15 protein-coding genes and 2 pseudogenes are annotated in these 18,180 nt (G+C 71.8%); 11 read left to right on the top strand and 6 right to left on the bottom strand.

Annotation, left to right across the window (positions count from 1 at the left end):
• Positions 1–75: 75 nt before the first annotated feature.
• A pseudogene (locus tag AOK03_RS44350) lies at positions 76–286 on the bottom strand (GNAT family N-acetyltransferase); the annotation flags it as partial.
• A gap of 2 nt (positions 287–288) precedes the next feature.
• Positions 289–540: pseudogene (locus tag AOK03_RS44345) on the bottom strand (GNAT family N-acetyltransferase); the annotation flags it as partial.
• Positions 541–632: 92 nt separating this feature from the next.
• Between AOK03_RS44345 and AOK03_RS29165 the strand changes: the two are divergent.
• The gene (locus AOK03_RS29165) at positions 633–1,424 is read left to right on the top strand and encodes an exodeoxyribonuclease III (protein WP_055568355.1); all 792 of its coding nucleotides are present in this window, start codon (positions 633–635) and stop codon (positions 1,422–1,424) included.
• A gap of 146 nt (positions 1,425–1,570) precedes the next feature.
• Complete coding sequence (locus AOK03_RS29160; RefSeq protein WP_244177800.1) at positions 1,571–2,608, top strand: DUF6528 family protein; 1,038 nt, start codon at positions 1,571–1,573, stop codon at positions 2,606–2,608.
• Positions 2,609–2,626: 18 nt separating this feature from the next.
• Here AOK03_RS29160 and AOK03_RS29155 read toward each other — a convergent pair whose 3' ends face one another.
• Positions 2,627–3,253 carry a MerR family transcriptional regulator gene (locus tag AOK03_RS29155; protein ID WP_055568353.1) on the bottom strand — a complete coding sequence of 209 codons (627 nt, stop codon included), beginning with the start codon at positions 3,251–3,253 and terminating at the stop codon, positions 2,627–2,629.
• Positions 3,254–3,484: 231 nt separating this feature from the next.
• Between AOK03_RS29155 and AOK03_RS29150 the strand changes: the two genes are divergently transcribed.
• From AOK03_RS29150 to AOK03_RS29140, 3 genes are read left to right on the top strand one after another with little or no spacing between them, the layout of a single operon-like run.
• Positions 3,485–5,047 carry a flavin-containing monooxygenase gene (locus tag AOK03_RS29150; RefSeq protein ID WP_055568352.1) on the top strand — a complete coding sequence of 521 codons (1,563 nt, stop codon included), beginning with the start codon at positions 3,485–3,487 and terminating at the stop codon, positions 5,045–5,047.
• Positions 5,044–5,970, top strand: a complete 927-nt coding sequence (locus AOK03_RS29145; protein WP_055568351.1) for an alpha/beta fold hydrolase — start codon at positions 5,044–5,046, stop codon at positions 5,968–5,970. The genes AOK03_RS29150 and AOK03_RS29145 overlap by 4 nt, the downstream gene beginning before the upstream one ends.
• A complete protein-coding gene (locus AOK03_RS29140; protein WP_055568350.1) occupies positions 5,967–6,845 on the top strand; it encodes an SDR family oxidoreductase in 879 nt (292 codons plus the stop codon). Before AOK03_RS29145 ends, AOK03_RS29140 begins: the two co-directional genes overlap by 4 nt.
• Positions 6,846–6,928: 83 nt before the next feature.
• On the opposite strand, the gene AOK03_RS29135 is transcribed toward AOK03_RS29140, so the two are convergent.
• Both AOK03_RS29135 and AOK03_RS29130 read right to left on the bottom strand, forming a co-directional pair.
• A complete protein-coding gene (locus AOK03_RS29135) occupies positions 6,929–7,135 on the bottom strand; it encodes a hypothetical protein (RefSeq protein WP_055568349.1) in 207 nt (68 codons plus the stop codon).
• 104 nt (positions 7,136–7,239) lie between these two features.
• Positions 7,240–10,539: a S41 family peptidase gene (locus tag AOK03_RS29130; protein WP_055568348.1), complete on the bottom strand. Its 3,300-nt coding sequence runs from the start codon at positions 10,537–10,539 to the stop codon at positions 7,240–7,242.
• 156 nt (positions 10,540–10,695) lie between these two features.
• Between AOK03_RS29130 and AOK03_RS29125 the strand changes: the two genes are divergently transcribed.
• Both AOK03_RS29125 and AOK03_RS29120 read left to right on the top strand, forming a co-directional pair.
• Complete coding sequence (locus AOK03_RS29125; protein ID WP_244177799.1) at positions 10,696–11,316, top strand: TetR/AcrR family transcriptional regulator; 621 nt, start codon at positions 10,696–10,698, stop codon at positions 11,314–11,316.
• Between the two features lie 99 nt (positions 11,317–11,415).
• Positions 11,416–13,647, top strand: a complete 2,232-nt coding sequence (locus AOK03_RS29120; RefSeq protein WP_055568347.1) for an MMPL family transporter — start codon at positions 11,416–11,418, stop codon at positions 13,645–13,647.
• 34 nt (positions 13,648–13,681) lie between these two features.
• On the opposite strand, the gene AOK03_RS29115 is transcribed toward AOK03_RS29120, so the two are convergent.
• A complete protein-coding gene (locus AOK03_RS29115; RefSeq protein WP_055568346.1) occupies positions 13,682–14,026 on the bottom strand; it encodes an SsgA family sporulation/cell division regulator in 345 nt (114 codons plus the stop codon).
• Between the two features lie 197 nt (positions 14,027–14,223).
• On the opposite strand from AOK03_RS29115, the gene AOK03_RS29110 reads away from it, so the two are divergent.
• The 4 genes from AOK03_RS29110 to AOK03_RS29095 are packed head-to-tail and all read left to right on the top strand — an operon-like array spanning position 14,224 to position 18,080.
• Positions 14,224–15,279, top strand: a complete 1,056-nt coding sequence (locus AOK03_RS29110; RefSeq protein ID WP_055568345.1) for an energy-coupling factor ABC transporter permease — start codon at positions 14,224–14,226, stop codon at positions 15,277–15,279.
• 1 nt (position 15,280) lies between these two features.
• The gene (gene cbiQ / locus AOK03_RS29105; protein ID WP_055568344.1) at positions 15,281–16,042 is read left to right on the top strand and encodes a cobalt ECF transporter T component CbiQ; all 762 of its coding nucleotides are present in this window, start codon (positions 15,281–15,283) and stop codon (positions 16,040–16,042) included.
• Positions 16,018–16,821, top strand: coding sequence for an energy-coupling factor ABC transporter ATP-binding protein (locus AOK03_RS29100; protein WP_425264421.1), 804 nt, complete (start codon positions 16,018–16,020; stop codon positions 16,819–16,821). The genes cbiQ and AOK03_RS29100 overlap by 25 nt, the downstream gene beginning before the upstream one ends.
• A 56-nt stretch (positions 16,822–16,877) precedes the next feature.
• A complete protein-coding gene (locus tag AOK03_RS29095) occupies positions 16,878–18,080 on the top strand; it encodes a serine hydrolase domain-containing protein (RefSeq protein WP_244177797.1) in 1,203 nt (400 codons plus the stop codon).
• The last annotated feature ends 100 nt before the right edge of the window (positions 18,081–18,180 follow it).

Genomic DNA, 18,180 nt, shown 5'->3' with positions numbered 1-18,180 from the left:
TTCGGCAATCCGGCCGGGGGCGGGGCCCAGGCCGAGTTCGACCTGCGGTCCGCCGTGCGGGGGTAGGGAGGGGAGCTACAGGAGCTTCTCGTAGCAGCGGCTCAGGTCGTCGAAGCGGTAGAGGCCGAACTTCTCCGCGGCGGGGGTGTAGCCGCTGGAGGCGTAGAGGGCTATCGCCTCGGGTTGCTTCGTGCCCGTCTCCAGGACCATGCGGACCCGGCCCGCCGCTTTCGCGTCGTCCTCCAGGGCCGCGAGTATGCGGCGGGCGAGGCCCAGGCCGCGGGCCNNCTCGTTCTCGTCCATGCCGCGCCAGCCGCCCGTCGCCAGTGCGGTGCCGTGCTCGTCGTACGCGATGAAGTAGCGGCCGCGTGGCGGTTCGAACATGGTCGGGTCGAGGGGGGTGACGTCCCCCTCGTCGCCGTAGCGCTCCGCGTACTCGAGCTGGACGAGGTCGTTGAGCCGGACCGCGTCGGGGTGCGCGAACGTGACGGTGAGCAGGTGTATCCCGGAGGCGGTGGTGACTGCATTCTGGATAGTCATGCGCTCCATCGTACTTCTATGCGTAACCAGTGGTGGGTGTGAGGACCGTGGTGCCGGACCAGTGTGCCGGTTGGTGCCGGTATCGTGCCGGGATGCTCACTGTGACCAGCGTGAATGTGAACGGGCTGCGCGCCGCCGCCAAGAAGGGCTTCGTGGAGTGGCTCGGCGAGACCTCGGCCGATGTGGTGTGCCTGCAGGAGGTGCGGGCCGAGGAGCACCAGCTGCCGGACGAGGTGCGGGCCCCCGAGGGCTGGCACGTCGTGCACGCGCCCGCCGCCGCCAAGGGGCGCGCCGGTGTCTCGCTGTACACGCGCCGTGAGCCGGACCGGGTGCAGGTCGGCTTCGGGTCGCAGGAGTTCGACGGCAGCGGCCGGTACGTCGAGGCGGATCTGCCCGGCGTCACCGTGGCCAGCCTGTATCTGCCCTCCGGCGAGGTCGGCACCGAGCGGCAGGACGAGAAGATCCGCTTCATGGGGGAGTTCCTCGCGTATCTCAAGGAACTCAAGGTGCGGGCCGCCGCCGAGGGGCGCAACGTCCTCGTCTGCGGCGACTGGAACATCGCCCACCAGGAGGCCGACCTCAAGAACTGGAAGGGCAACAAGAAGAACTCCGGGTTCCTCCCCGAGGAGCGCGCCTGGCTGGACGAGGTCTTCGCGGAGTACGAGGACGTCGTGCGGGCGCAGCACCCGAACGTCGAGGGTCCCTACTCGTGGTGGTCCTACCGCGGGCGCGCCTTCGACAACGACACGGGCTGGCGCATCGACTACCAGGTCGCGACGGCGGGGCTCGCCGAGCGCGCGGTGAAGGCGTACGTGGAGCGGGCCGCGAGCCACGCGGAGCGGTGGAGCGACCACGCGCCCGTCACGGTGGTCTACGACCTGTAGGCCCCCCTCGTCCCCCGTCGGGGTGGTCCCCGGTGGGACACGGACACAAAGTCCGGTAGAAGGCTGTCCCGGCGCCGGGCGGCATGGCAGATTTCGGTCGCGCACATGACCAACTGCCGAGCTGTCAGGGGGATTTCATGTCGGCCATGCCTTCTAGACGTGCCGTCGTGCTGGGCGCGGCGGGCGCCGGGATCGCGGCGGCCCTGCCCACCGCGCGGGCGTACGGAACCGACGCGTCCCACGGAACGGGCGGCGGCGGCGGGATTCCCGCCGGTACGCCGCCCGTTCTGCTGACCGAGCAGGCGAGCAGGCGCATCCTCGTGCTCGACCCGGGGCGCCGCGTCTGGGACCCGGCCGCCGATCCGTCCGTCGTGCGCTGGGAGTTCTCGCCGGTCGGCGACCCGCGCTACCGGGACCTGCTGCCGGACGTGAGCTGGGTGTATCCGTGCGAGGCGAAGGTGCGGGTGCACCGGCGGCGGACGTACGTCCTGACGACGGCGTCGTTCGGGTTCGTGGCCGTCGTCGAGCATCCGACCGGCAGACGGTACTGGGGCACGGCGATCGGCCCCGGCGACGATCTGTTCAATCCGCACAGCGCCGAGATCCTGCCCGACGGCAACGTGGCCGTCGCGTGCAGCACGGGCGCGCGGGTGCGGCTGTACGCGGCGTCGCAGGGGCCGCGGGCCACGCGGTACGCGGAGGCGGAGCTCAAGGGTGCGCACGCGCTGCACTGGGACGGTGCGCGCGGGGTGCTCTGGGCCCTCGGGGACGACGAGTTGGTGACGTACGAGGTGGGTGGGACGGCCGCGCGGCCCGCCTTGGAGCGGACGTACGGGATCGGGCTGCCGGTCGGCACACCGGGGAAGACGCCCGGCGGGCACGATCTCTCCCCGGTCTGCGGGCGGCCGGGGCGGCTGTGGGTGACGACCAACGCGGCCGTCTTCCAGTACGAGAAGAAGGGCCGGGTCTTCGTGCAGGACTTCGCCGGGGCCGCGGAGATCTCCCGCAAGTCGGTGAAGGCCGTCGGCAATGATCCGCGCACCGGGCAGGTCGTGACCACCGTCCCGGAGGCCGGTCTCGGGGAGACCTGGTGGACCACGACGGTGAGCGTGCACCGGCCCGAGTCGAGCTACCGGCTGGTCGACGGCGGCATCTACAAGGCGCGTTGGTGGCTGCCGGTCTGAGTTCGGGGACCGTGGGCGTCAGGATTCCTTGAGGCGGCGGTCCAGGGCCATGGAGAGCTCCGCCTCCACCACGCTCTTGGCGACCGGGCGCAGCTGGTCGATGTCGACGTCGGCGGTGTCGGGCGTGTGGGTGCGCATGACGGTGATGAACAACTCCGCGAGCGCGTCGGCGTGTTCGCGCACGCGCTGGCCAGCCTCCAGGACCGCGGCGAGCGGAACTCCCTTGCGCACCAGGGTGGATGAGGCGTCGAGCAGGCGGCGGCTGATGTGGACGAGTTCGTCGCCGTCCGTGCCGAGGTAGCCGAGGTCCAGGGCGGCGACGAGGTTCTCGGGGGTGACCTCGCCCGCGAAGTGGTCGGCGAGTTCCTCCGGCGTGAGGCGGACCGGCTGTTCCTCGGTCGGCTCGCCGAGGCCGAGGAGTTCGCCGACGTCGCGGCCCTTGTCGAAGGCGTCGGAGAGCTCGGCGATGCCGTTCAGGGTGTGGCCGCGCTCCAGGAGGGCGGCGATCGTGCGCAGTCTGGCCAGGTGGTGCTCGTCGTACCAGGCGATGCGGCCCTCGCGGCGGGGCGGCGGGATCAGCCCGCGCTCGCGGTAGAAGCGCACGGTGCGCACGGTGATGCCGGCCTCCTCGGCCAGCGCCTCCATGCGGAATTCGCGTACGCCGTCGTCCGGTGTGTTCGCGCGTCCGCCTTCTCGTTCGTCTGCCACGTGGGAAGCCTATCCGGGCGGCGGTCGCAGGCCGCCTGCTCGGTGGCCGGCGGTACCGCCGGTAACTTTCCCCCGCCCAACCCCTACCCATGAGTACGGGACTGGCCTACTCTCCCAATTGCGCCAGTAGTCACTGGCAGGGTTCAGGTACTTCCGGGAGGCGGCGGAATGACAGAGCACGAGCACGTACGGGTGGCGGTGATCGGATCCGGCTTCGGCGGCCTCGGTGCCGCCGTGCGGCTGCGCCGCGAGGGCGTCACCGACTTCGTCGTCCTGGAGCGGGCCGGAGCCGTGGGCGGCACCTGGCGGGACAACAGCTACCCGGGCTGCGCCTGCGACGTGCCCTCCCACCTGTACTCGTTCTCCTTCGCGCCCAACCCGGACTGGCCGCGCACCTTCTCCGGCCAGGAGCACATCCAGGAGTACCTGGAGCACGTCGCCGACACCTTCCGGCTCCGCCCGCATCTGCGCCTCGACACCGAGGTGAAGCTGATGACCTGGGACGCCGACCGGCTGCGCTGGGTGATCGAGACCAGCAACGGCACGTACACCGCCGACGTCGTCGTCTCCGCCACCGGGCCGCTCTCCGACCCCAAGACCCCGGACATCCCCGGCATCGACACCTTCCCCGGCAAGGTCTTCCACTCGGCCCGCTGGGACCACGACTACGACCTGCGCGGCAAGCGCGTCGCGATGATCGGCACCGGCGCCTCCGCCATCCAGATCGTGCCCGAGATCCAGAAGCAGGTCGGCAGTCTCACCCTCTTCCAGCGCACGCCCCCCTGGGTGATGCCCCGCGCCGACCGCGCCATCACCGGCGCCGAACGCTGGCTGCACAAGCAGCTCCCCTTCACCACCCAGGCCCGGCGCGGCCTCCTGTGGGGCATCAGGGAACTGCAGGTCCAGGCGTTCACCAAGCGGCCCAACGAGCTCGGCATGGTCGAGCGGATCGCCAAGCGGAACATGCACCGGGCCATCAAGGACCCGGCGCTGCGGGCCAAGCTCACCCCGACGTACCGCATCGGCTGCAAGCGCATCCTGCTCTCCAACGCCTACTACCCGGCGCTCGCCAAGCCCAACGTCGACGTCGTCGCCAGCGGTCTGACCGAGGTGCGCGGCAACACCGTCGTCGCCGCGGACGGCACCGAGACCGAGGTCGACGCGATCATCTTCGGCACCGGCTTCCACGTCACGGACATGCCGATCGCCGACCGCGTCGTGGGCGACGAGGGGCTCACGCTCATGGAGACCTGGAAGGACGGCATGAACGCGCTGCGCGGCGCGACCGCCGCCGGGTTCCCCAACTGGATGACGATCATCGGCCCCAACACCGGGCTCGGCAACTCCTCCATGATCCTGATGATCGAGTCGCAGCTGAACTACATGGCCGACTACCTGCGGCAGCTGGACGTCCTGGGAGGCCGGGCCGCCCTCGCCGTCCGGCCCGACTCCGTGCGCGCCTGGAACCACCGGGTGCAGGAGCGGATGAAGCGCACCGTCTGGAACACCGGCGGCTGCAACAGCTGGTACCTCGACGAGAACGGCGTCAACACGACGGTCTGGCCCGGCACGACCACCGAGTTCAGGGCGGCGACGCGGCGCGTCGACCTCTCCGAGTACGAGGTGCTGCGCGCCCCCGAGCCGCCGGCGGCCGTGTCCGGCTCCGATGCGGGGGCCACGAAGGGCGCGAAGAAGAAGGCCGCGACGAAGAAGGTCGAGGCCGGGGCATGAGCCGACTGACCCATGTGACGAGCGGGCCCTACGCGCCGCCCGTCGCCGCGCGCGAAGTGACCGCCGTCTCCGCCGACGGGGCGCGCCTCCACGTCGAGGTGCACGGCCCCGAGGGAGCGCCCGCCGTGGTGCTCGCGCACGGGTGGACCTGCTCGACGGCCTTCTGGGCGGCGCAGATACGCGACCTCTGCACCGACCACCGCGTCATCGCGTACGACCAGCGGGGGCACGGCCGCAGCGCCGCGCCCGTGGCCGCCGACGGATACAGCACGCGGGCGCTCGCCGACGACCTCGAAGCGGTCCTCGCGGCGACGCTCGCGCCGGGCGAGAAGGCCGTGCTCGTGGGGCACTCCATGGGCGGCATGACGCTCATGGCCGCGGGCGGCCGGGCCGGGGTGCGGGAGCATGCCGCTGCCGTCCTGCTGTGCAGCACGGGCAGTTCGGAACTGGTCGCCGAGGCGCGGGTCGTGCCGCTGCGGGCCGGGCGGACGCGGACCCGGATCACGCGGTCGGTGCTCGGCTCGCGCGCCCCGCTCGGGCCCGTCACACCGCTGGCCAGGCGCGTCCTCAAGTACGCCACGATGGGCCCCGGTTCGGCGCCCGAGAAGGTCGAGGCCTGCGCACGGATCGTGCACGCCTGCCCCCGGGGCGTCCGCCACGGCTGGTCGCACGTGCTCGACGGCCTCCAACTGGACGTGGAAGTAGGCGGGTTGAAGGTGCCCACGGCCGTCGTCGCCGGTACGGCCGACCGGCTCACGCCCGTCGTGCACGCACGGCGGATCGCCGCCGCCCTGCCGGAGTGCCTGGGGCTCACCGAGCTCGCCGGGATCGGACACATGACACCCATCGAGGCGCCGGAGGCCGTCACCGGACGGATCAGGACGCTCGCCGGAACGTACATACAGGTCAAGGAGGGCGCATGAGCAGGGTCAGCCTGGAGGGGCAGGTCGCGGTCGTCACGGGCGCGGCGCGCGGAGTCGGTGAGCTGCTCGCGCGCAAGCTGTCGGCGCGCGGCGCGAAGATCGCGCTCGTCGGCCTGGAGCCGGACGAGCTGAAGAAGGTCTCGGAGCGGCTGCACACCGAGTCCGCGCACTGGCACGCGGACGTCACCGACCACGTGGCGCTCGCGCAGGTCGCCCAAGAGGTCAAGCAGCACTTCGGCAAGGTCGACATCGTCGTCGCCAACGCGGGCGTGGCCAGCGGCGGGCCCTTCCTGGAGTCCGACCCGGACGCGTGGCGCCGCGTCATCGAGGTCAACCTCATAGGCAGTGCGGTGACGGGCCGGGCCTTCCTGCCCGTCCTCATGGAGAGCCGCGGCTATCTGCTGCAGATAGCGTCGCTCGCCGCGATCACGCCGGCGCCGATGATGACGGCGTACTGCGCGTCGAAGTCGGGCGTCGAGGCATACGCACACGCGCTGCGCGCCGAGGTCGGCTACAAGGGCGTCAAGGTCGGGGTCGGCTATCTCTCCTGGACCGACACGGACATGGTGCGGGGCGCCGACCAGGACGACGTGATGCGGGAGCTGCGGCAGCGGCTGCCGTGGCCGTCCAACAAGACGTATCCGCTGGGTCCCGCGGTGGACCGGATCGTCGCGGGCATCGAGCGCCGCTCCAGCCATGTGTACGCACAGTGGTGGCTGCGGGGCATGCAGGGCATCCGCGGCTATCTGCCCTCGGTCATCGGGGCGGTCGGCCAGCGCGAGATGAAGCGCTTCGAGCCGCGGCTCGGCACCGTCTCGACGGGTCTTGTCGGGGCGGGCGGATCGGCCGACGAGCGGGCGCGCGCGGTGAGTTGAGCCCGCGCGGGCCGGTGCGCGGACGGGTGTAGACACGACGGAGGCCCCCGGCGTCCCGGGGGCCTCCTCGCACGAGCTACACGTCAGGCGTCGTAGTCCCGGTCGAACTTGTCCTGCTGCTCCTGCGCGGCCTCCTGGGCCTGGTCCGGAGCCTGCGAAGACCGCTCACTCGCCTCGTCCCGGGCCTGCGAGGCGCGTTCGCTCGCCTCGTCCTTGGCGCCGCCCATGGAGTCCTTGGCCTTGTTGGCGAGGTCCTGAGCCTTGTCCTGGAACTGGTCCTTGATGCCCATGCGATTCACTCCCGGTGTTGGGTGAGGGGATTGGGCCTCGACCAGATTTACACAGGTGGACATTCCTCGCATTTCGATCACATGAGGGCCCGGCGACAGGGACTTCACGGGCGGGGCGGCAGCGGCGGCCTGCTGCGGTCCGGGACGTCCGAGTGGTCCGGCGGTTCCGACGCCGGGTTCCGGGCCAGCAGGTCCAGTGCGAGCTGTACCGCGTCGTCGAGCTGGGCGTGCCGCCCCTCCGCCCAGTCCAGCGGGGTGCGCAGGATGTCGAGGTCGGGGCTGACGCCGTGGTTCTCCACGGTCCAGCCGTACGCGTCGAACCAGCCCGCGTTCATCGGCACCGTGATCACCGTGCCGTCGCCCAGCGCGTGCCGCCCGGTCATGCCGACCACGCCGCCCCAGGTGCGCTGCCCCACGACGGGACCGAGCCCGAGCAGCTTGAAGGCCGCCGTGATCATGTCGCCGTCGGAGGAGGTCGCCTCGTCGGCGAGCGCCACCACGGGCCCCCGGGGCGCGTTCGACGCGTACGACACCGGCTGGGCGTTCCGCGTGAGGTCCCAGCCGAGGATCTTGCGCGTCAGCTTCTCGATGACCAGTTCGCTGATGTGGCCGCCCGCGTTGCCGCGCACGTCCACGATGAGCGCGGGCCGCGACACCTCCAGGCGCAGGTCCCGGTTGAACTGGGCCCAGCCGGAGCCGCCCATGTCGGGGATGTGCAGGTAGCCGCACTTGCCGCCGCTCAACTCGCGGACGACGCCCCGGCGTTTGGCCACCCAGTCCTGGTAGCGCAGGGGGCGTTCGTTGATGAGGGGGACGATCGCGACCCGGCGGGCCCGGCCCTCGCCCTCGGGCTCGAAGGTCAGCTCGACCGTCGTGCCGCCCGCCGCCGAGAGCAGCGGATAGGGACCGGTCACCGGATCGACCGGACGGCCGTCGATGTGCGTGAGGACCGCGCCCTCCCGGATGCCCGCACCGGCCAGCGGTGAGCGCGCCTTCGAGTCGGAGGAGTCGCCGGGCAGGATCCGCTTGACCATCCAGCCGTCGTCCCTGCGCACGAGGTTGGCGCCGAGCAGGCCCATGGCGCGCTGGTAGTGCGGGGGGCCTTCGTTGCGGCGCGCGGGGGAGACGTACGCGTGGGAGGTGCCCAGTTCACCGAGGACCTCGCGCAGCAGGTCCGCGAACTCGTCGGGGGACGCGACCCGTTCGACCAGCGGCCGGTACTGCGCGAGCACGCCGTCCCAGTCGATGCCGGACATCCCCGGGTCCCAGAAGTAGGAGCGGATGATCCGGCCCGCCTCCTCGTAGGCCTGGCGCCACTCGGCGGCCGGGTCGACCTCGTGCAGGATGCGGCGCAGGTCGATCCAGACGGTGGTGTCGCCGTCGCCCTGCTCGGTGGAGGGCACGGCGCTCAGGTCGCCCTCGTCGACGACCACGAGCCGTGAGCCGTCGCCGCTCAGCGCGAACCAGTCGAGGTGGTCGACGAGCTGGGACTTCTTGGCCTTGGTGATGTTGAAGTATTCGAGGGTGGGGCGGCCCGACATGTCGGCGGGGTTCACGAAGGTCTCGCCGAGCGCGCCCGAGATGGGCCAGCGCAGCCAGACCAGGCCGCCGCCGCTGACGGGGTGCAGCGCCGAGTACTTCGACGCGGCGACGGGGAAGGGCGTGACCCGCGCCTCCAGGCCCTCGATCTCCACGGTGGTGGTGCCGTCGCCCCCGCCGCCGTCGGCCGGGTCGAGGCCGCCCGCGGCGGGCCGCCCGTCGGGCAGCAGGGCGAAGGGGGAGGGCGTCGCCGACGACAGCGGTACGAGGTAGGGGCGGCAGCCGAGGGGGAAGGACAGGTCGCCGGTGTGCACGTCGTAGACCGGGTCGAAGCCGCGCCAGGAGAGGAAGGCGAGGTAGCGGCCGTCGCGGGTGAAGACGGGGTTCTCGTCCTCGAAGCGGCCGTTGGTGACGTCGACGATGGCGCGCATGCCGGGGCCCGCGATCCGGGCCAGCTTGATCTGGCGCAGGGAGCGGCCGATGCCCGGGTGCGACCAGGTCAGCCAGCAGCCGTCGGGTGAGAAGGCCAGGTCGCGGACGGGTCCGTTGAGGGAGCGGATCAGCTCGGTGACCTCGCCGTCGGATTCCTCCGTGACGTCGATGAGGAGGAGACGGCCGTCGTTGGAGGCGATGGCGAGGCGCTCGCCGTCGCGGTCGGCCACCAGCTCCTGGACGCGGCCGAGCTGCCCGCTCGCCAGCCTGCGGGGCGCGCGGGGGCCGCTGGCCCGCGGCAGGTAGGCGATCTCGACGGCGTCCTCGCCGTCGGCGTCGGTGACGTAGGCGACCTGCCCGCCCGTGCCGAGCATCTCGGGCAGCCGGACGCGCACGCCGGGGGTGTCGCTGATGGTGCGGGCGGGGCCGTCCCGGTGGGTGAGCCAGTAGAGGGAGCCGCGCACGACGACGGCGCTGGCCCGGCCCGTCGTGTCCACGGAGAGCGAGTCGATGTGCTGGGCGGCCGGCACCTGGTAGATCCGGCGCCCGGCGCGCGGCCCGCCGAGCCGCACGTCGAGCCTGCGGGGCGCGGAGTCCGCCGCGAGGCCGTCGACCAGCCAGATGTCGCCCGCGCACTGGTAGACGACGCGGGTGCCGTCACTGGCCGCGTGGCGGGCGTAGAACGTGTCGTGGTCGGTGTGGCGCCGCAGGTCGGAGCCGTCGGGCAGACAGGAGTACAGGTTGCCGACGCCCTCGTGGTCGGAGAGGAACGCGATGCGTCCCGCGACGAACATGGGGGAGTCGAGGTGCCCGTCGAGGTCGGTGAGGATCTGCTCGCCGTGCACCCACAGGCGGCCCGTCGCGCCGCCCCGGTACCGCTTCCAGGCGGCGGGCTCGTGCGGCGGCTTGCCGGTCAGGAGCAGGGTCTTGCGGTCGCTGTCGCCGTCGGCGAGGGAGTCGGTGATCGCGATGTCCCAGACCGGGCCCCAGGGCAGCTTGCCGCCGGGGGAGCCGTCGGTGGGCACGCTGTAGGCCCAGCAGAAGTACGAGAACGGCTGGCCGTGCGAGGACACGGCGAGGATGTCGCCGTCGGGTGACCAGCCGCAGACCCGGGTGTCGGTGCTGCCCCAGTAGGTCAGGCGGCGCGCGGGTCCGCCGTCCACCGGTGCCAGATGGATCTCCGGGTCGAGGCTGCGCCAGGTCGTGTAGGCGATGTGGCGGCCGTCGGGCGAGAAGCGGGGGTGGCTCACCTTGGTCCGGTCGACGGTGAGCCGCCACGCCCGGTCGGCCGGGGAGCCCTCCGGGGTGAGGGGGGCCACCCACAGGTCGTCCTCGGCGGCGAAGCAGAGGCGATCGCCGCTGAGGTGCGGGAACCGCAGGTAGGCGTCGTCCGGGGGGCTGGCGTCCTGGGCATCGTCGCGCGCGTCGGTCACCTCCCCATGCTTTTCCGCTCCGCAGGCGGCGGCAACTCGTGCCCGGGGGTGAGAACGGGCGTGACGCAGCACACGTACGAAACGGTTTCGTTTCGCTGGGGGCCGGGAGTACAGTTCTGCCGTACGAAACCGTTTCGTTCCGAGCAGTCCCAGGACGTGGCGCAGGAGGTGGAGATCGTGGCCGAGACGACGGCGTCGACGACGGCACGGCGCACCAGGATCACCCCCGAGCGCGAGGCCGAGCTGTACGAGGCCGTGCTCGACCTGCTCCGCGAGGTCGGTTACGACGCCCTCACCATGGACGCCGTCGCCGCCCGCACCCGGTCCAGCAAGGCCACCCTCTACCGCCAGTGGGGGAGCAAGCCGGAGCTGATCGCCAAGGCGCTGCGGCACAACAAGCCGGCGTCCCTCGCGGACATCGACACCGGTTCCCTGCGCGGCGACCTGAACGAGATGGTGGCCCGCTCGGACGACTGTCAGATGGAGAAGGACGCCGCGCTGATGCGGGGCCTCTTCCATGCCATCCACGACAACCCCGAACTCCACCAGGCGCTGCGCAACCTGCTCATCGAGCCGGAGCTCACCGGCCTGAACGACCTGTTGCGCCGGGCGGTGGAGCGCGGTGAGGTCGCCGCGGACAATCCGGCGCTGGAGTACGTCGTCCACATGATGGTCGGCGGTTTCGTCGCCCGGGACCTCATCGAGGACCGCCCGGTCGACCGCGCGTTCCTCGCCTCGTACATCGATGCCGTGATCCTCCCCGCACTCGGCATCTGACCCGACCGCCCCCCTGTTCCTGACGCGCACCGCTCACGTCGTCGGGCTGATCTCCCCTGCCCAATCCGGACCACACGACCTGACCGGGAGTACGCCTCCGTGGCCACTTTCCTCTACAAACTCGGCAAACTCGCCTTCAGGCGACGCCATTTCGTCGCCCTCATATGGGTGGCCCTCCTAACGCTCGCCGGGGTCGGCGCCGCGTCCGCGCCCACCGCCGCCTCCAGCAGCTTCTCCATTCCCGGCACGGAGGCGCAGAAGGCCTTCGACCTCCTGGAGAAGCGGGCCCCCGAAGCCAGCGCCGACGGGGCGAGCGCCCGCGTCGTCTTCAAGGCTCCGGACGGCGAGAAGGTCACCGACAAGGCCAACAAGGCCGAGATCGAGAAGACCGTCGCCGCCGTGAAGTCGGGCTCGGACCAGGTGGCCCGCGCGGACAGCCCCTTCGTGACCAAGACGGTCAGCAAGGACGGCTCCACGGCGTACGCCTCCGTCTCGTACAAGGTCACCTCGATGGAGCTGACCGACGACGACCGCGACGCGCTGGAGAAGACCACCGACGACGCGCGCGACTCGGGGCTCACCGTCGAGGTCGGCGGCGACGCGCTGCAGGCCATGCCGGAGACCGGCTCCACCGAGATCATCGGCATCGCGGTCGCGGCGGTCGTCCTCGTCATCACCTTCGGCTCGCTGATCGCGGCCGGACTGCCGCTGATCACCGCGCTGATCGGCGTGGGCATCGGCGTCTCGTCGATCACCGCGCTCGCCAACGCGCTGGACCTCGGCACCACCACGTCGACGCTCGCCATGATGATCGGCCTCGCGGTCGGCATCGACTACGCGCTCTTCATCGTCTCGCGCTACCGCGGCGAACTCGCCGAGGGCCGCGACCGCGAGGAGGCGGCCGGACGGGCCGTCGGCACCGCGGGCTCCGCGGTCGTCTTCGCCGGACTCACCGTGGTCATCGCGCTGGTCGGCCTCGCCGTCGTCAACATCCCGATGCTCACCAAGATGGGCTTCGCCGCGGCGGGCACGGTCGTCATCGCCGTCCTCATCGCGCTCACCCTCATCCCGGCGCTGCTCGGGTACGCGGGCAAGCGGGTGCTGCCCGCGGGCGAGAAGAGCAGGCTGTTCGGAGGCGGCAAGAAGAAGGCCGCCGACAGCGGGTCGGCCGGTGAGCCGAAGCAGAACATGGGTACCCGCTGGGCCCGCTTCGTGGTCCGCCGTCCGATCGCGGTGCTGCTCGTCGGCATCGTGGGCCTCGGCGCCGCGGCCATTCCGGTCTCGCAGCTGGAGCTCGGCCTGCCGGACGACGGCGCGCAGCCGACGTCCACGACCCAGCGCAAGGCGTACGACCTGGTCTCGGACGGGTTCGGCCCCGGCTTCAACGGTCCGCTGATGGTGGTCGGCGACCTCAAGGGCGCCGACGACCCGAAGGCCGCGGCCGGTGAGATCACCAAGACGATCTCCAAGCTCGACGACGTCCTGACCGTCGCCCCGCCGATGCTCAACAAGGACAAGGACACCGCGATCATCAGCGTCGTCCCGTCCTCCAAGCCCAGCGGCATCGAGACCGAGGACCTGGTCCACTCGATCCGCGACTCCGGCGCGCAGATCAAGTCCGACTCCGGCGCCGAGATCATGGTCACCGGCACCACGGCCATGAACATCGACGTCTCGCAGAAGCTCAACGACGCCCTGCTGCCCTATCTGGCACTGGTCGTGGGCCTCGCGTTCCTGCTCCTGATCATCGTCTTCCGCTCGATCCTGGTCCCGCTCAAGGCGGCCCTCGGCTTCCTGCTCTCGGTCCTCGCGGCCCTCGGCGCGGTCGTCGCGGTCTTCCAGTGGGGCTGGCTCGGCTCGCTCTTCGGCGTCGAGCAGACCGGCCCGATCATGTCGATGATGCCGATCTTCATGGTGGGCGTCGTCTTCGGCCTCGCGATGGACTACGAGGTCTTCCTCGTGACCCGCATGCGGGAGGCGTACGTCCACGGGGAGCGGCCCGGCCAGGCGATCGTGACCGGCTTCCGGCACGGGGCCCGGGTGGTGTCGGCGGCGGCCGTCATCATGATCGCGGTCTTCGCGGGCTTCATCGGCTCGTCCGAGCAGATGGTGAAGATGATCGGCTTCGGCCTTGCCATCGCGGTCTTCTTCGACGCGTTCGTGGTCCGCATGGCGCTGGTGCCCGCGGTCCTGGCGCTGCTCGGCAAGAAGGCGTGGTGGCTGCCCAAGTGGCTGGACCGCGCGCTGCCGAACGTGGACGTCGAGGGCGAGGGCCTGCGCACGGTGTCGGAGGAGGACGCGGACACGGACCGGGAGCTGGCCCGCGTCTGACGTACGTACGGCGTACGTACGACGTGCGTAGGGCTCAGTGGGTGATCGGGGTGGCGGCCGCGTGCGTGCGGCGCAGGAAGCGGATCAGCGCCGACGCGTCGAACTGCACGACCGTCACCCCGTCCGCCTCGTGGAACTCCACGACCGTCTGGACCCGCCCGCACGGCCACACGTGGACGTTGCCGGAGGTCACGGGCGCCCGGAGGCCCCGCTCCAGGAGCTGCCGGGAGAAGACCCGATGAGGGGAGTCGGGGAGGCCGATCCGCACCGCGTGCGGGTCGGCCTCCGCGTCGTAGTGGAGGATGACGGGGACGGCGCGGTGGCCCTCGGAGGAGTCCGTGACGAGGTGGGCGCGTGCGTACTGCTCGACTGCGGACATCGCTCGGCTCCTCATCCTTACGGGCATTTCCTCACCAATGTCCCATATGTACGGTACTTCGCCGCGACTGGTCGCGGCGGTCGGCGTAGTTGAATCGGGACCGACGCGCTCTTGCAAACCGTTTGCAACAGAGCACTATCATTGAACGGTTCACGAGCCGTCCGCCCTGCCCAGGGCCCCTGCCCAGGAGCGCGCGCATGCATGTCCCCGACGGGTTCATCAACGTCCCGGTCTCCGCCGCCGCCGGGGTCGTCGCCGCCGGTGCCGTGGCCGTCAGCCTCAAGGGCGCCCGGCGTGAGCTGGACGAGCGGACCGCGCCGCTCGCAGGCCTCGTCGCCGCCTTCATCTTCGCCGTGCAGATGCTCAACTTCCCCGTCGCCGCCGGCACCAGCGGGCATCTTCTCGGCGGCGCGCTCGCGGCGATCCTCGTCGGGCCCTTCACCGGGGTGCTCTGCGTCTCCGTCGTCCTGCTCATGCAGGGCGTGCTCTTCGCGGACGGCGGTCTGACCGCGCTCGGCGTGAACATATCCGACATGGCGATCGTCACGACCGTCGTCGCCTACCTCGTCTTCCGCGGCCTGGTGAAGGTGCTGCCCCGCGGCCGCCGCTCGATCACTGGCGCCTCCTTCGCCGCCGCCCTCCTTTCGGTGCCCGCCGCCGCGGTCGCCTTCACCCTCATCTACGCCCTCGGCGGCACGACCGACGTCTCCATCGGCAAGGTCGCCACCGCGATGGTCGGCGTCCACGTCCTCATCGGCATCGGCGAGGCCGCCATCACCGCGCTCACCGTCGGCGCGGTCGTCGCCGTCCGGCCGGACCTGGTCTACGGGGCCCGGGGGCTGACCCGGCCGCTCAAGCTGCGCGTCGCCGGGGAGCTGGTGGACGCGCCCGCCGCCGCACCCGCGCCGGTCGCCGCCCGGTCCACCCGCAAGGTGTGGATCGCGGGCATCGTCGCCTCCCTCGTCCTCGCGGGCTTCGTCAGCTTCTACGCCTCGGCCGACCCCGACGGCCTGGAGAAGGTCGCCCACGACAAGGGCATCGACAAGAAGGCCGAGGAGCACGCCAGCGCAGACTCCCCGCTCGCCGACTACGGCGTCAAGGACATCGCCGACGCCCGCCTCTCCGGCGGCCTCGCGGGCGTGATCGGCGTCGGCGTCACGGTCGTCGCCGGGACCGCGGTCTTCTGGGGGCTGCGCCGTCGCCGTACGAGCGACTCCTCCCCGGCCGCCGTGCCGGATTCGGAACAGGTCTGACATGGGCGCGGGTCACGCCCACCGGCTCTACCGGCACGGCCACTCGCCGGTGCACGCCCTGCCACCGCACACCAAGCTCGCCGCGGTCCTCTGCTTCGTGATCGTCGTGGTCTCCACGCCGCGCGAGGCGATGTGGGCCTTCGGGCTGTACGCGCTGCTGCTCGGCGTGGTCGCGTACGCCGCCCGCGTACCGGCCGGATTCGTGCTGAAGCGGCTGCTCATCGAGATCCCGTTCGTGGCGTTCGCCGTGCTGCTGCCGTTCGTCGCCCAGGGCGAGCGGGTCGACGTGCTCGGTCTGTCCCTCAGCGTCAACGGACTCTGGGGCGCCTGGAACGTCCTGGCCAAGGGGACGCTGGGCGTCGCCGCTTCGGTGCTGCTCGCCGCCACGACGGAGCTGCGCGAGCTGCTGCTCGGACTCCAGCGGCTCAAGCTGCCGCCGCTGCTCGTCCAGATCGCCTCCTTCATGATCCGGTACGGCGATGTGATCACCGACGAGATGCGCCGCATGAAGATCGCCCGGGAGTCGCGCGGCTTCCGGGCGCGGGGCGTACGGCAGTGGGGCGTCCTCGCCAAGTCCGCGGGGGCGCTCTTCATCCGCTCGTACGAGAGGGGGGAGCGGGTGCACCTGGCCATGGTCAGCCGGGGGTACGCCGGGTCGATGCCGGTCATCGACGACATCACGGCCTCCCGCGCCCAGTGGACGTACGCGCTGGCTCTCCCCCTGACCGCCCTCGTCGTATGCCTGCTGGGATGGACTCTGTGACTGACGCAACTGATGTGACTGCTGTGACCGCCACCGCGTCTCTTGAGGTCTCGGGCCTCGCCTTCGCCTACCCGGACGGTCACCAGGCCCTCTTCGGCGTCGACTTCACCGTCGGGCGCGGCGAGCGGGTCGCCCTGCTCGGGCCGAACGGCGCGGGCAAGACGACGCTCGTCCTGCATCTGAACGGCATCCTGACCGGCGGCGCGGGCGGCGTGACGGTCGCCGGGCTGCCCGTCGGCAAGAGGCACATGGCGGAGATCAGGCGCCGGGTCGGCCTCGTCTTCCAGGACCCGGACGACCAGCTGTTCATGCCGACCGTGCGCGAGGACGTGGCCTTCGGGCCCGCGGCGGCGGGGATGCGCGGACCGGAGCTGGAGGCGCGCGTGATGAAGGCGCTCGGGCAGGTCGGCATGGCGGAGTTCGCGGACCGCCCGCCGCACCACCTCTCCTTCGGGCAGCGGCGCAGGGTGGCGGTCGCGACGGTGCTCGCGATGGAGCCGGAGATCCTCGTCCTGGACGAGCCGTCCTCCAACCTCGACCCGGCCTCGCGCCGCGAACTCGCGGACATCCTGCGGTCGCTGGACGTGACGGTCCTGATGGTCACGCACGACCTGCCGTACGCCCTGGAGCTGTGCCCGCGCGCACTGATCCTCAGCGACGGCGTCATCGCGGCGGACGGCCCGACGGGCGAGCTGCTCTCCGACGGGGACCTGATGAGCGCCCACCGCCTGGAGCTGCCTTTCGGCTTCGATCCGAAGTCGGTGCGGGGCAGGGGATAGGGAATCGACGGCTATCGATAGCTGTTGGCCTTGTTATGGACGATGTCGTAGGTGTCATGAGCGTCATGAGTGTCAGGGGCGGGGCGCACGGCACGGTGGCCGCCGGTTACGAGCCGGTGCGGGACGCCTTCGTACGCAACTTCGCCGAGCGCGGGGAGCGGGGCGCGGCGGTGACCGTGTACCGGGACGGGCGCCGGGTCGTGGACCTGTGGGGCGGCACGAAGGACGTCGACGGTGACCTCGCCGCCGGGGACGCGCCCTGGGAGCGGGGCACCGCGCAGATCGTCCGTTCGGCGACGAAGGGCGTGGCGGCGGCGGTGCCGCTGCTGCTGCACCAGCGGGGCGAACTGGACCTGGACGCGCCGGTCGGCTCGTACTGGCCGGAGTTCAAGGCGCGCGGCAAGGAGCGTGTTCTCGTACGTCATGTGCTCGCGCACCGCGCGGGTGTCCCCGCCCTGGACCGTCCGCTGACGCCCGCCGAGGCGCTCGACCCGGACCTCGGTGCCGCGGTGGTCGCGGCGCAGGCTCCGTTCTGGGAGCCGGGAAAGGACCACGGCTACCACGCGCAGACGTACAGCTGGCTCGTCGGTGAACTCGTGCGGCGCGTGACGGGCAGGCCGGTGGGGGAGTGGATCGCGGACGAGATCGCGCGCCCGTACGGCCTGGACCTGTGGGTCGGCCTTCCGCGGGCGGAAGCGGAGGCGGGCCGGGCCGGTCGGCTCGGCCGCATCGAGGCTCCTGCCGGGCCGGGCGGGCTGCGGATGCGTCCCAAGCGGAACGTGGCGGAGGCGTACGCGGACGCGGCGTCGCTGACCCGGCGCGCGTTCGGGGCGATCGATCCCTCGCCGGACGAGAACGACGCGGCCTACCGGGCGGCGGCGCTGCCCGCGTCCAACGGTGTCGCGACGGCGGACGCGCTGGCCCGCTTCTACGCGGGGCTGATCGGCGAGGTGGAGGGCGGCGGCGCGCGCCTGTTCACCCCCGCCACGGTGGCGTCGGCCCGGGCGGAGGCGTCTGCGGGCCCCGACCGCGTCCTGGTCGTCAACACCCGCTTCGGCCTCGGCCACATGCTCCACGGCGCGGCGTCCCCGCTCCTCGGCCCCGGCTCCTTCGGCCACCCGGGCCGCGGCGGCGCCCTCGGCTTCGCCGACCCGGAGTCGGGCGTGGCGTTCGGCTACGTCACCAACGGCATGAACAAGGGCGTCACGGCGGACCCGCGGGCCCAGGCGCTGGTCCGGGCCCTGCGAGAGTCCCTCTGACCGTCCGGGACGCCGCGCTGTGGGCGCCCACCCCCACCACGCGGTGGGCGGGGGCCCGGTTGCCTCGCTGCCCCGCTGGTGCCCGGGCCGCACCTGACCC

Origin of the sequence: Streptomyces atriruber (assembly GCF_001418325.1) — a bacterium.
Taxonomy (GTDB): Bacteria; Actinomycetota; Actinomycetes; order Streptomycetales; family Streptomycetaceae; genus Streptomyces; species Streptomyces atriruber.
Note: the sequence above shows the minus strand (reverse complement) of the source record. Positions and strands in the feature narration are given on the sequence as shown.